This window comes from Methanobrevibacter sp. (genome assembly GCF_045603845.1).
GTDB lineage: Archaea > Methanobacteriota > Methanobacteria > Methanobacteriales > Methanobacteriaceae > Methanocatella.
Genome location: NZ_JAZUMY010000036.1, coordinates 1 through 15,673, shown reverse-complemented (window position 1 = coordinate 15,673; position 15,673 = coordinate 1). Strand labels below are relative to the sequence as shown.

Annotated in this window: 4 protein-coding genes and 1 pseudogene; 3 read left to right on the top strand and 2 right to left on the bottom strand. The window is 33.8% G+C overall.

Going from position 1 to position 15,673, the window contains the following annotated elements; all coding sequences use genetic code 11:
- Positions 1-44: 44 nt before the first annotated feature.
- Together ACKI2W_RS03405 and ACKI2W_RS03400 are read right to left on the bottom strand one after the other, a co-directional pair.
- Positions 45-1,547, bottom strand: coding sequence for a subtype A tannase (locus ACKI2W_RS03405; RefSeq protein ID WP_407379275.1), 1,503 nt, complete (start codon positions 1,545-1,547; stop codon positions 45-47).
- A 9-nt stretch (positions 1,548-1,556) separates the two neighbouring features.
- On the bottom strand, positions 1,557-1,856 hold the full coding sequence (locus ACKI2W_RS03400) for a hypothetical protein (protein WP_407379241.1): 300 nt from the start codon (positions 1,854-1,856) through the stop codon (positions 1,557-1,559).
- An 872-nt stretch (positions 1,857-2,728) separates the two neighbouring features.
- Between ACKI2W_RS03400 and ACKI2W_RS03395 the strand changes: the two genes are divergently transcribed.
- The 3 genes and pseudogenes from ACKI2W_RS03395 to ACKI2W_RS03385 all read left to right on the top strand — a co-directional run.
- On the top strand, positions 2,729-2,938 hold the full coding sequence (locus ACKI2W_RS03395; RefSeq protein WP_407379239.1) for a hypothetical protein: 210 nt from the start codon (positions 2,729-2,731) through the stop codon (positions 2,936-2,938).
- 85 nt (positions 2,939-3,023) lie between these two features.
- Positions 3,024-13,862, top strand: coding sequence for a hypothetical protein (locus ACKI2W_RS03390; RefSeq protein WP_407379237.1), 10,839 nt, complete (start codon positions 3,024-3,026; stop codon positions 13,860-13,862).
- 730 nt (positions 13,863-14,592) lie between these two features.
- Positions 14,593-15,673: pseudogene (locus ACKI2W_RS03385) on the top strand (hypothetical protein); the annotation flags it as partial.

Here is a 15,673-nt window from a genome sequence, read left to right as displayed (position 1 = left end):
TTTTAGGTTCAAAATAAAAAAATGAAATCTGGTTATGATTTCTTTCAAGTTGAACATTTGTTGACCCAATCAATGAAATTGGTTGTTGAATCTCCAGTTCTCTCAGCATTGGTGTGTCCTTGACCCCAGACAGTCGTAAAATCGACATTATCTGCACCTACCTTTTGAACAAGTGCCAAATACAGGTTAACTTCAACGCATTGTGATGTATCTCCCTGCTCAATACCGCTGTTTATTCTCCAGTATTTTGCAACATCGGATGAACCTGCACCATCATAATAGTCGCAAAGGTAATACATTGGATTGTACATGTCTGCACGTGTCTCCATGCTATTGTTCAAACTGTCATTTTGCTTAAGGTCATTATTGTATTCTGTTGCATATTTGGAATCGTAATCACTAAACTTGGAGTATTTTTCACCATTGTTGGATAGTAAACCGGCCATTATTTTATCAAAATGGAGGGATTCGTTGGATAAAGTTCCAAATAAATCGTTTTCTGCCTGTGACCTTTCAAAGTCATCAAAAGCTCCGACGGATTTTGTTGGATTTTTGCAATGTTTCACAAATGCCTCCAAACTGATAATCTTTGCAGTGTTTGTGCTTTCATCATATTCAATCCATGTGTCATTACCGTTCAGGGAATCAATATAATCTTTTGCAGTTTCATAGCTGGCATTGTCTGAAGTGGTGCTCTCTGTTTCAGGCATTTCTCCGCTTGGCATGTTTCCATCGTCTGATGAAGGCATTTCTCCGCTACCCATATCTCCGGTAGGCCCATTTCCCATTCCTGATTCGCCTGGAGTGTATGGGAATGTTGTATCATTCAAAAAGTTATTTAAAGATTCCTCTGTAATGCCCAATAGATAATCATAGTAAGAACCTGAAGTGTAGATGCCGTTGTCACTTTCCTCTAAGGTTAATGTGTTTCCATCCTGATCTTTAAGTCCCAGTTCATTGATGTATTTCGCATATTCGACAGCCAAATCATCACTTACGGAACTGGTGAATGTATCATTGGACCTTGTGTCTGTCGTTGAATATTGACCCATGTTCCATTCATATGCTTCATCTGCAGTGTCAAGATTAGTGATTGGAACCCAACACATTGATCCTGCAACCGCATTTGATATTACATTTCCATCCTTATCGACCATTGCCGTACCAATGCTTTCCAGATATGGGTTGTACAGTTCGCTGTTTCCGCTGGCACCCATTATTGCACTTTGAGCGCCTCCGCCACTGCCTCCGAAGGTGAATATTTTTCCAGTATCTCCTGGAAGCACGTCTTTATTAAAGTTATAGTAGGATATGGCTGATTTAAGGTCTGTAGCTCCCCATGGTGCTCCGCCACTATAATTTGCTCCGTTGTCTCTTCCTCTACATCCTGCTTCCAGATAGATTATTCCTTCGTCAGCGTATTGTTTCACTTCATTGGCATTAAAGCTGGTCGGCGCTTTTTGAGCGGAATATCCTCCGGTATTTATCGGCATTACTATTGGTGCTTCAGAAGCAGTATAGTTTCCAACTTTCTCATTTTCATTTATCTTGCATGTTTATGTTCCGTTTCCATTTTCTGTCCCTTCAAAGTACTTTCCAGGCACATAAATTCCACAGGATTCATAATCCGTATCCTCAGGATTTGCACAGTATATGAGTCCTATTTGATAGTAAATATCATTGGTTTCATCATAACTCCAGTTATTCATGTTGATTGTCAGTTTTTCACTCAATGCAGATGAATTGTATGAAATCCCTTCGCCCTGAGGCTGTGAATTTCCAAAAAATGCATAAGCTCCACCAACAATTACCAACAGGATAACTATCAGTATCAATATTTTGTGTAAAGTTTTCATATTTTCACCATTTATCATATATTTTTATTTGAAATCATATCAATATTTTGGGATTTTTTTTAATTGATAGCCACTTTAATGATTCAACATCATTTTAGATAGATATGTGATGAAAAAAGATTATTTCACAGGATATGCTTTCAAAATCCCCTAAACATTTTAGGGGTAACAATGAATTATTCCTTTGTCATGCTTTTTTAATATTTTGTTGCATTAGTATTATTGTTCATTGAAATATTGTCTTATTTGCACATACAAATTTAAATTAGAATAATGTCTATTTCGCATATTTTTGAGCCTTTATTTAATTATTTGAGCTTTTTTTTAAAAAATACAATATTTATATATACTTTCATTGACAAATAATTAATTTGAGCCTTTTTAATCGAATTTAAAAGAATTTAAACTGTTTAAAAAATATTGGATTTGTTATTATTCTTTTAGATAAACGTCGTTATATTGGCTCATTTTATAGTTAATTGATGGGAATATTGGAAAGTATCCAATTTCGGATAGCTTTTCTTTATCTTAAATTCAATTAAAACAGAAATAAAGTAAAAATATATTGATTTATATTCATTGGATGAGCAAATCTTATATAAATTTAGTGTGAATCAAAATTTTGAGTTAATTCTAGTTAACAAAAAATTATGATTGGTATATTTTGGTTTAGTGGTTACTGATGCATATAATCAGGAAAATCGGTTATAAAATACGTCTTTAACACATGATCATAATCGGCTATATTACTTATAAGAATTTGTGGTGATTAATTCTAAATGTAATAAATTGATTTTATTATTACTTTGATTCCATATTAAGTTTAATTTGATTTGACTCTCGTTTAATTAATTACTAAAACGGGGATTAAATTGAAACTTAAAGACGTAATGCATAAATTAATTACAATTTTTGTATTAACTGAAAGTCAAAATCCTGGTTCGGCTTCTTCGGTGGTCGGACTTTTAGAAAGTAAATGGGTTGAAAAATGTTTATTCACTAATTTCGATGAGAAAATCATTGAAAGAATCGGAATTTCAAGGCTGATATACAGTATGGTTATTAGCAGGGGGGTCATATGAAAGGTCCCTTAATTACAAAATCGTATTGAAAAAGTTAAAAATATTTTAATGGAGTGATAATTTGAAAAATAAGAAATATATTATTTTGATTATATGTATTATCGCGTTATTCTCAATGCAATTTGTATCTGCTAGTGATAATACTGATATAGACGTTTTGGCTGATGCTAATGATGATGGAATTCTATTAGCACCTACCGAAACACAGTCATTTTCTAATTTAAAAGATGTAATCGATTCAGCAGGTGATGAGATTACTCTTGAATATAATTATAAATATAATGAGGGAAATCCTCAAACAGGGATAAACATAACGAAAAATTTAATAATAAATGGTAATGGTGCAATTATTGATGGTTCTAATGCGGCAGCATTATTTAATATTTCTGAAGGTGTAACTGTTACTTTGAAAAACTTGACAATTCAAAATGCGGGTGGAGTATATCATGATTGGGCTGCTCAAACTGTCACAGCATTTCATGCAATTTATTCTGAAGGTACTTTAAATTTTGTAAATTGTACATTTAAAGATAGTAATATTGATGATTGGTCTAATCCTGATGTAAACGGTTCTATTTATTCAACTGGTGATATTAATATTCAAAATTCTAAATTTATAGATAATACTATTGCAACTTGTGGAGTTATTTATTCAACAGGTACTGTTACAGTAAATAATTCATATTTTTCAGGAAATAAAGCAAGTTCAATAGCAGGGGCTATTTATGCAGGAAGCATTTCTTTAATTGAAAATTCTATTTTCGAATCTAATGAAGGGAGTGCTGTTTATATTTATAATGAAAATTCTGTAACCTCTGTTAAGAATTCTACCTTTGATAGTAATAGGCAAGGTAGCTATGGCTTTGCTGAAAGGGGTGCTGCTATTTATACTAATGGAATTATTGATTTGATTGAAGATTCAGTATTTAGTTTAAATTGGGCAAAAAATGGTAGTGCTATTTATATAGGTAATGAAAATTCTGTTACGAAAATCGATAATTCTAGTTTTAGTGAGAATATTGGTCAGGAAAATGGTGGTGTCATTTATACTGAAGGTAAAATTGACACTATTAAAGATTCCCTATTCAATAATAACATGGCTCCTATTGGTGGTGTTCTTTACACTAAGTCTGTAAATATGATAGATAATTCAACTTTTGATAACTGTGGATATTATACTGATACATCTAAAGGTACTATCTATATAACTGGAAGTGATGATTTAATCATTATTAATTCAACATTTGATACATGTAATGCTGGTGAAGGTGGTGCAATATACACTCATGGTGGTGTATCATTAATCGATTCAGAAATAACTGGTTGTCTGGGGGATAGTTATGCTATTCTTACAAAAGGATCTGTTTATGCAAATGGTGATGTATATATAGAAAATACTGCAATTACAGATAACTTTGCAAAAGAAGGTTCTGCAGTTTATACCAATTCGTCTATAACTCTTAAAAACTGTAATGATATTGAAAACAATGGTTTATATGATAATAATTATGCATCAAATGGTGGTGTATTTTACGCTAAAGGTGATGTAGACATTGTAAATTCAATTTTTGCAGGCAATGCTGCTGAGGGTTATGGTGGTGCTGTATACAGTGAAGGAAATGTTAATTTCATTAATTCTAGTGTAAATGGTTCCAGCCCTGCTTTTGAAAATGGTGATGGTGGATTCATTTATGCAAAAGGTGATGTAACTATTGAAAATTCAACTATCGCATCCGTATATATGAGAGTCGCAGACCATGGTAAACTATACAGTGGTGCAGTTTATGCTGAAGGTGACATGACAATTAGAAATGTTACATTTGACAATATAAATAAAGCTTTACATAGTTATGGTGGAGCTATACGTGTTTTAGGTAATGTTGCAATATATAATTCTAATTTCACCAATAATAAAGCTGAGCTTTATGCTGCAGGTTATGTTAATGGAACTTTAGATATTTATGACTGTATTTTCACAAATAATACTAATGGAGCTATATTCTCTGAAGGTAATGCTGTTGTAAATAACACTATGTTTATTAATAACACTATTGGTGGTTCTACAATGTATGGAATAGCTATCGGTTCAAATGGAACATTGAATTTAACAAATTCACGTGCAACCAGTTCTAATGCAATAGGTGCTACTTATAGAGGTTCTGTATTTTCAAAAGATAATCTATATGTTGAAAATTGTACTTTCGATGAAATTCACTCTGAGGCAGGTAGTGCTACAGGTATGATAATTTCCACTAAATCAAATGCTACAATTATCAACACCGAGTTTTTGGATTTCTCATATCATGGTTCTACCATTTATGGAGGATCTGTATATGCTGGCGTAAATGCATATGTTGAGAATTGTACTTTTAGGAATGCTACCCTCATTGACCAGGATGGACAAACTCACGGTTTATGTATCTATGCTGAAGATAATATCTCCTTATATAATTCAACTTTAAAAGATATTGATTCTTCCAATGGTCAAAACGGTGCTGTTAAAGGTGGTAATTATGTGTATGTATTCAATTCAACATTCACAAATATTACTGGTGCACGTTCATCCGGTGGAGCAATTTATGCAAACGTTGCAAATGTAACCAATTCCTCATTTTATCGTATAATCTGTTCAGATAATGCGGACAAGGGGGGGGCTATTTATGCAAATGATACTTATGCATATTACAACAATTTCACTGATTGTCATGCTGGATCCGGTGGAGCAATATATTCACTGAATTATACAACAGCTATTGAAAATATATTCATTAATAATTCAAACCAATATTCTGGTGGTGCAATTTATACCAAAAATGGATTTATTCAATATAATGTAATTTTAGAGAATATGGCTAACGAATGGAATGTTCCTGCAGACATTGGTATTACTGATAGTGAAGTAGATTCCCTTGAATATAACTGGTGGGGAGAAAATGACCCATTTGGAACTACAGATAAACAGAAAAGAGCGATAATTGATGTTCAGTCAGGACAAGGTACCTATTTCCTGCCTGATACCTGGGTGATAATGCATTTCTTTGTAACTAATGAGACTCAACCAATCATTGGTGAAGGTGTTAACTTAACAACAACCTTAAAAGATTATTATAATCGCACTACTGACAACGAATCTGAGTTAGGTCATAACATTGCTAAAAGGACTGTGATTTATAAAGTCAATAATAAAACTGCTGATGAAAATGTTGGTCATTTTAGTCACGATACTGCTCCAATTATCAATCAGGATTATGTATTGTACTCAAATAACAATTTCTTAAAACATAATGTTTCATCAACTATTGATTATCAGACATTATACCTGGATGTTGCTCAATGTGAAATCAATGTAACCAAAACAGTAACAAACGCAACACCTAATGTTGGAGATAAAATCAATTATACAATTACTGTCTCAAATATTGATTTAACTGATTATACTGATCCTAACAGAGTTATCATACAGCCTCCGGAAAAAGTTAGCATTGAATTATATGATATCTTGGATAAAAGATTAAGATTCGTATCAGCTAATGATACTCATTATAATCCTGAAACAGGTTTATGGTCATTTGATTTGCCATGGAACAAAACTGTTTCCTTAACTATTGAAGTTCAGGTTAGAGGTTCAGGCAATATCACGAATTATGCTAACATAACCAAAATCAACGGTACAGAAAATAAATATGGTGCTAATGTAACCATTGAAGTAAATAAATCAGATATTGTTATTTTAGAGGTTAACAAAACTGCTAATGAGTCCAGTGTTGTTGTCGGTGATTTGGTTAAATTCACAATCACTGTAAATAACACCGGTACTATCAACGCTACTAATGTCAATATTACTGATGAGCTTAATGATGCATTCGAGTTTGTTTCTGCAACTCAAGGAGGTACTAACAGTTCCAATTTAGTTACATGGACTATTGATAAATTGGATGTGGGTCAGCCTGTATCTGTTGAAGTCGTTGTACGTGTGCTTAAGGCAGGTAATTTCACAAACACTGCATTTGCTAACTCCACTGAAAACAAAACTAAAACCAATGGAACTAGTGATAATGTCACAGTTATTCCTAATGTGGAATTGGTTATTAGTAAGTTTGCTAATGTTACTAGTGCTGTTGTTGGTGATTTGATTAAGTACACTATTACTGTTAAGAATGATGGTTTGTCTGATGCTACTGGTGTTAGTGTTTGGGATGTTTTGCCTGATGCTGTGAGATATGTTTCTGGTGCGGATAGTTATGATGTTGATTCACGTAATGCTTCTTGGACTATTTCTAGTATTGTTGCTGGTCGTTCTGTTGAGGTTTATGTGATTGTTAATGTTACTGCTGCTGGTAATTTGTCTAATACTGTGTTTGTGAATAGTAGTGAGAATGATACTGTTGTTAATAAGACTAGTGATAATGTTACAGTTATTCCTAATGTAGAATTAAATGTAACAAAATCCGTTGATGTAATTTCAGTTAAAGTGGGTGATAAAATCACTTATACTATTACTGTGGCTAACAACGGTAAATCTGATGCTACTAATGTAGTCATTTATGATGTTCTTGATCCTGATTTCATTTATGTTTCAGGTGGTTCTTATGATGCCAATACACGCAACGTAACCTGGATTATTCCTACTATTGCTGCAGGAAAATCAGCAAATAGAACTGTTGTTGTTACAGCAAAATCCGCACGTAACTACACTAATGTTGCATTTGCAAATTCCGATGAGAATAAGACTTTAGTAAACGGCTCCAGCGAGAATGTGACTGTCAATCCAAATGTCGGATTGGTTGTTATCAAAACATCTAGTGCTAGCGAAGTTAAAGTCGGTGAAAATATTACTTTCACTATTACTATTGTCAATAACGGTGAATCAGATGCTACTAATGTCGTTATCAGCGATATTTTGAATAATGCATTTGAATGGAAATCTGGCGGTAATTATGATGCTCGTTCACGCAATGTAACTTGGATTATTCCGAATATTCCAAAACATGATTCCGCAAACGTCACTGTTGTTGTAACTGCTTTGACTGCAGGTAACTTCACTAACGTTGCTTCCGTTTTCTCAGATGAAAACAAAACTCCAGTAAACGATTCAACTGATAATATAACTGTCAGTCCTGATGTCAGATTAAGCATGATTAAAGTCGCTGACACTGATGTTGTCAAAGTTGGTGAAAATGTTACTTTCACTATTACTGTGACAAATAACGGTAAGTCCAATGCAACTGATGTTGTTATTTCAGATATCATACCTGATGCCTTCGAATACGTTTCAGGTGGTGTTTATGATGCTGATTTAGATACTGTGATCTGGACAATTGATGAGCTTGCTGCAGGCAACTCTACAAGTGTAACTCTAACATTAACTGCCAAATTGGCTGGTAATTACAGCAATGTCGCATCTGTCAGTTCTAATGAGAACAAAACCCAAATTAATGCTTCAAGTGAAAATATCACAATCAATTCTGATGTGAGGTTGAACATGACAAAATCCGCAGATGTGACTTCAGTTGTTGTTGGAAACAACGTTACTTTCACTATTGTCGTGACAAATAACGGCAAATCCAATGCAACGAATGTTGTCATTTCAGATGTATTAAATGAAGCATTCTTATGGAAATCTGGCGGCAGTTATGATAAATCTTCACGCAATGTGACCTGGACTATTGGAAATATTGCTGCAGGCCAATCTGCAACTGTAACTCTTGTTGCAACTGCAATGACTGCAGGAAACTACACTAATGTCGCATTCGTCAATTCTGATGAGAACAGGACTAAAGTCAACGCTTCAAGTGAAAATGTCACAATCATTCCAAATGTCGAGCTAAACTTGACCAAAGAGGCTAATGCAAGTGAAGTTAAAGTCGGAGACAATATTACATTTACTATTGTAATTACCAATAACGGTAAATCAGATGCTTCAAATGTCACTGTATCTGACGTTTTAGGTTCTGAGTTCGGCTATGTCAGCTCAACTGGTGGTGTTTATGATAATGCTACCCGTAAAGTCACATGGAATATTGATAAGATTGAAGCAGGAAACTCAACAAAAGTCACAGTTGTCGTAACCGCATTGACTGACGGTAAGTTCAATAACACTGTTGTTGCAAAATCCAAGGAAAACGGCACTGAAGTAAACGCTTCAAGTGACAATGTCACTATCGTTCCTTACGTGAAATTGGATATCGTTAAAGATTCCAATGCAAGTTATGTAAAAGTCGGTGAATATATCGAATTTACAATAACTGTAACCAATAACGGTAAATCCAATGCAACGAATGTCAGAATCGAAGATAAGCTTGAAGATGCATTCGGCTATAACAGTTCTTCAGAGCACAGTGGACGTGTTGGTAATCTTGTATATTGGGAAATTGCCAATATTACCGCAGGTGAATCCGTAAAAGTTTCTGTTGTCGTAAATGCTACTAAAGAAGGTACATACACTAATAATGCAACAGTTATATCTGATGAAAACTCAACTGAATCCAATGCTACTAAAGTAATTGTCATTGCTGATGTAATCATATTGGACGTAACAAAAGTTGCTAACATCTCAGAAGTGAAAGTCGGAGACAATATCAAATTCACAATCACAATTTCCAATATCGGTACTGATGATGCCACAGATGTTGTCATTACTGATGTTTTAGGCGAAGAGTTCGGCTATGTTGAATCAAGCAATAATGGTGTCTACAACAATACTACTCGCAAAGTCACTTGGACTATTCCAAGCATTGCTGCCCGCAATTCCACAGAAGTCTATGTTATTGTGACTGCTTTAACAAACGGTACTTTTGCTAACACTGCTGTTGCTAATGCTAAGGAAAATAAAACCAATGTAACTGGCACTAGTGATAATGTCACTGTCGGTCCTGATGTCAAATTGAATATCACTAAAAAGGCTAATGTGACTTCTGCTGTTGTTGGTGATGAGATTACTTTCACAATTGTGGTTGCTAATAATGGTTTGTCTGATGCTACTGGTGTTAAAGTGACTGATGTGCTGGATAAGGCATTTGGTTATGTTTCTGGTGGTAATTATAGTTTGGATACTCGTGAAGTGTCCTGGATTATCGATTCTATTGCTGCTAACGGTTCCGAGACTGTGACTTTGGTTGTTAAAGTATTGGCTAACGGTACTTTTGCTAACACTGTTGTTGCGGTTGCTAAGGAAAATGATACTGAAGTGACTAATTCCAGTGATAATGTTACTGTTGATCCTAATGTTGAATTGGATATTGTTAAGAAGGCTAATGTGACTTCTGCTGATGTTGGGGACAATATTCTATTTACTATTGTTGTTAGCAATAACGGTTTGTCTGATGCTACTGACGTTAAAGTGACTGATGTGTTGGATAAAGCGTTTGAATATGTTTCCGGTGGTAGTTATGATGTTCGTTCACGTAATGTAACATGGATTATTAATCGTGTTGCCGCTAACAGTTCTGAGACTGTAACTTTAGTGGTTACTGTTTTAAGTGCTGGTAGTGTTTCAAATAATGTTAGTGTTATTTCCAAGGAAAATGATACTGAGGTTACAAATTCCTCTGATGACATTCCGGTTACTCCTAATGTTGAATTGGTCATCAGTAAATCTGCTAATGTGACTTCCGCTGTTGTTGGTGATTTAATCAAGTACACTATTACTGTTAAAAATGATGGTTTGTCTGATGCTACTGATGTTAATGTTTGGGATATTTTGCCTGAAACTGTGAGATATGTTTCCGGAGCAGATAATTATGATGTTGATTCACGTAATGCTTCCTGGACTATTTCAAGTATTGCTGCTGGTCATTCTGCAGATGTTGTTCTTGTTGTGAATGTTACTGGTGCTGGCAATTTATCAAATACTGCATTTGCTAACAGTAGTGAAAACGATACTGTTGTTAACAAGACCAGTGATAATGTTACGGTTGTTCCTAATGTTGAGTTGGATATTACCAAGAAGGCTAATGTGACTTCTGCTGTTGTTGGTGACAATATTGAGTATACTATTGTTGTTAGCAATAACGGTTTGTCTGATGCTACTGGTGTTAAAGTGACTGATGTGCTGGATAAAGCATTTGAATATGTTTCCGGCGGTAATTATAGTTTGGATACTCGTGAAGTGTCCTGGACTATTAATCGTGTTGCTGCTAACAGTTCTGAGACTGTAACTTTAGTTGTTGCTGTTTTAAGTGCTGGCAGTGTTTCAAATAATGTTAGTGTCATTTCCAAGGAAAACGATACTGAGGTTACAAATTCCTCTGATGACATTCCTGTTACTCCTAACGTTGAGCTAAGCATTGTTAAAGTTGCTAATGTGACTTCAGCCGTTGTTGGAGACAGCATAAAATTCACTATAACAATCAAAAATAATGGATTGTCCGATGCTACTGACGTTAAAGTGTCTGATGTATTGGATGAAGCATTTGAACATGTTTCCGGTGGCAGTTATGATGTTGCTTCACGTGCTGTGACCTGGAATGTATCAAGCATTACAGCTAACGGCTCTGCTGAAGTATTTGTCATTGTTAAAGTATTGAAAGACGGTACTTTTGCAAATAATGTAACTGCTAACGCTAAAGAAAACGATACTGAAGTTACCAACTCTTCAGATGACATTCCGGTCGTTCCAAATGTTGAGTTAAACATTGTTAAAGTTGCAAATGTTACACAAATCAAGGTTGGTGATGAAATTAGATTCAATATTACCGTGACTAATAACGGTTTAAGCAATGCCAGTGATGTAACTGTCACAGATGCCTTAGGCGATGAATTCTCCTTTGTCGAATCTGACGGTAGCCACAATGCAGGCGTTGTAACATGGACTATTGGTAATATAAATGCTAATGAATCCGCAACAGTTTATGTAATCGTTAAGGCACAAACCAACGGCACTTTTGCCAATGCGGTTGTTGCAAACGCTAAGGAAAACGAAACCAATGTGACTGGAACTAGTGATAACATTACTGTTGAACCTGATGTCAGACTGGACATTGTTAAAGTTGCTAATGTGACTGAAGTATATGTTAGAGACAGCATTAAATTCACTATTACAATTAAAAATAGTGGTTTGTCTGATGCTACAAATGTTGAAATAGAAGATATCTTACCTGAAAGTGTGAAATTCTCTTCCGCTAACGGTACTTATGTAAATGATGGTCAAAATGTAAAATGGACGCTTGATAAAGTGAAAGGCAATTCTTCAGTCAGTGTTTATGTCATTGTATCTGCAGTAAGCAACGGTCCTGCTGTTAACTTCGCTAATGTTACCTGCAGCCAAAATTCAACTGCTAATACAACTTCCGATGAAATTGAAGTAAAACCTGTCGTTAATTTAACTGTTGTTAAAACTACTAATGCTTCTGACATCTATGTCGGAGACAGAGTCAGTTACAATATTGTTGTTAAGAATAATGGTCCGTCCAACGCATCTAATGTCATTGTTGTTGATGAGTTACCTAACGGTTTAAAATTCGTCTCTAGTGATGTGGATTGTGTTGAGGATAACGGAAAAGTTACCTGGAACATTTCTAAATTGACTGCCGGTGAAAACTTAACCATTGAAGTAGTATGTATTGCTGTAGTCAGCGGCAATTTAACAAATGCGGTTAACGTTACTTGCGATGAAAACAGGACTAACATTACTGGTGGAACTCCAATTCACGTCAGCGACATTGTTGATGTTGCTATTGATTTGAGTGTCGACAAAAGAAATCCTGACATTAATGATGAAGTAATCATCACATTAAAAGTCAGAAATAATGGTCCATCAAATGCTACAGGTATTGTCGGTAAATTGAACAAGGATTTCCTTAACGGATTGAAAATAATTTCAATCAATTCAACTGAAATCAAGTTTGAAACTTCAGACCTTTTAGGTTATTCATTGACAGATATTTTAAGAGTCAATGAAAACGGTGACTTCTCAATTGACTACCTGAATGCAAATCAGGAAGTTTCAGCAACTATTAAGGCTACTGTAATTCGTGATGGTAACATTACTGTTGACGGTAATGTGTCTTCAAACGAAAAAGATTCAAACCCTAAAAACAACCATGATAATATTACAATGGAAGTGCATTCCTTAGTGAACTTGTCAGTAAACAAAACGGTAAGCAATAGTAATCCGACTGTCGGAGACACTATTGAATACATAATTGTTGTCGTCAATGCAGGTCCGTCAAATGCAACCGGCGTAATTGTAAACGAAAAATTACCTAATGGAGTTGTATACATTTCAGATGATGCTGAAGGTGCATATGACCACAACAGTGGAGTTTGGAAAGTTGACTCAATCAACGCTAATGAAACAAGAACTTTAACCATTAAAGTTCAAGTAACAAGCGTAGGTCAAATTACCAATAATGTGGACGTAGTATCAAATGAAGAGAACACAAACGTTACTGGAAGCAAAACCAATGTAACAATTGATGTTCAGCCTGCTCCTAAGGTTGATTTGCAAGTTATCATTACTTCAAACACAACCAAAACTGATTTGGGTGATCTTGTAGAGTTTACAGTTACTATCCTCAACAAAGGAGACACCAATGCAACTGGCGTTACTGTAAAAGACATCTTGCCTGATGGATTATTATACTCTTCCGATGACGGAAATGGCACATATAATCCTGGAAATGGTGTTTGGACTGTAGGTGAGCTTGATGCAGGAAACAATAAAGTCTTGCATATCATAGCTAAAACTACAAAAGCAGGAAACGTAACGAATACCGTTTCAGTCGAAAGCGATCAGGAAATTCTTGATGTCAACTCAACTGTTGCAAGTGTAACTGTCGAAGTTGTTGAACACAAAAAACCTATTGAAAATGCTAGCGATAATATTCCGGCCAAAATGGATACCAAAGCAACCGGTAATCCATTAGTTCTATTGGCTATGGCGTTATTATTTGCTGGTGTAGGATTAAGACGTAGGAAAGAATAAGTATTTAATGGGAGTTATATTTTAACTCCTATCTTTTTTTTTATTTTCAAATTTTTGAAATGATTTTGCATATCTTTAAATTGATTTTATGACAAATAATTTCATGGTAATTCTGATTTCCATTTGATATATTTTATGATTAGTTAATTTAATTAAATTGGTAATTCTAAAACGAATTTTTTAATTATATGATATATAATCTTCATTGTGTGTAAGGATATTTCTGTTATGTCTTGAGATTTCCTATCTGAATTTCTATTCTTTTTATTATATTTTTTAACCAAATTGGTGGTTGTTATTTTTTTATGCTGTTGATTGCTTTTTTGTTGTTTTTGGCTTGGAGATAGGAGATTTGGTATTTATATTTTTATTTTTCCAAATAATATATTGTTATTGGTTTGATATTCATATGTGTTGTTTTGTGTTTTTTCCTCTATTTTTCTTGTTGGATCGTGTTTCGTTGATATTAAGAAGTTGAGGTGGTAAATATTTGCGTAAAAATCTTGTTCCAGAATTATTTTTCTATGTTCATGAAATTTTCGAGTATTATTTATATTTTGAGTCTGTTGAAATTAGTTTCTATTTTCCATCTTCTTTGGTATAACTCTTTTAATAATTTTATCAACAATCCTTAACTTTATATGGTTGATATAATTCAATAAAATTTAAAAATTTTATATATTATTATACATATATTATAAATAAAAGTAATGAATATGAACCTGGTTTGATGAAAGCCGCTTATGGTACTTTTTTGACTGATTTGATTGTTATGTATGAGCATGATTGTGTTGCAGATTTAGCTGCAGACGTATTTAATGTGTCTTGGTATAGATCTTCTCCAGCTGCATTTTCTTTGTGCAATGATTATAATTGTTTGTATATTACAGGTGAATCTAATCATGATATGGGTATGAGTGTTAATGGTTCGGATAATGATGTTTGGAAGTTTCGTTTTACTTGTTCTTTTGCTTATAGTTTAATTGAACAGTTAGTTGGAAGTAACATTTGGCAGGATTATACAATTGGAAGTGTAACATTAGGATTACTTCAAAGTTATATGAATAATAAATCTTTAGAATTGCATTATGAAAATGGATATTATTTTTTAAAGGTTGTTGGTGAAGATTATAGTTTGTTGGTACTTGATCCAGTTACGGGTATTGTCAGAGATATTTTTAGCTTTAATGGATTATTAGGTACTATGCCCTGTTATCATGATGAAATAACTAACAATGCAATTAAATATGGAAATAGTTTACTGATTCTTAATTCTTCAGAATTTAGTCAATTTAATTTTTTATATTTTGTTAGTTCTGGTTGTTCAATCATTGGAAGTTCTCTTATTGTAGAATGGGGAACTGCAAGTTCATCTATTATAAACCCTATAGGATTATCGGCCATATGTATCTTAATTGGTTTTCAATTAGTTAGTCCATTTTTAGCAGAAATTTCGAGAAATAATAGTTTATATTCAATTGCAGATTTTTATGATTTGGATTTACCTGGAAAAATAGAATCATGGATAGACTATTACTTTTATCAAGATGGAGTAATAATGGATGGAATAAATGAATTTAATACAGATTTTTATATAGAAAACAATGGACAAATAGAACTAAACAAAAAACAAATTGAAGATATTATTAAAAATGCCCAAAAAATTGCTAATAAATTATTCGTTCCATTTCAAATTGTGATGGCAGGTAGTTCTGGTGGATCTAAACCCAATAAATCATTTTATATATTATCTATTATTTTTATATATGGTGTATTTTCGTATTATACATTTCAATTAATTAAATCAAGCA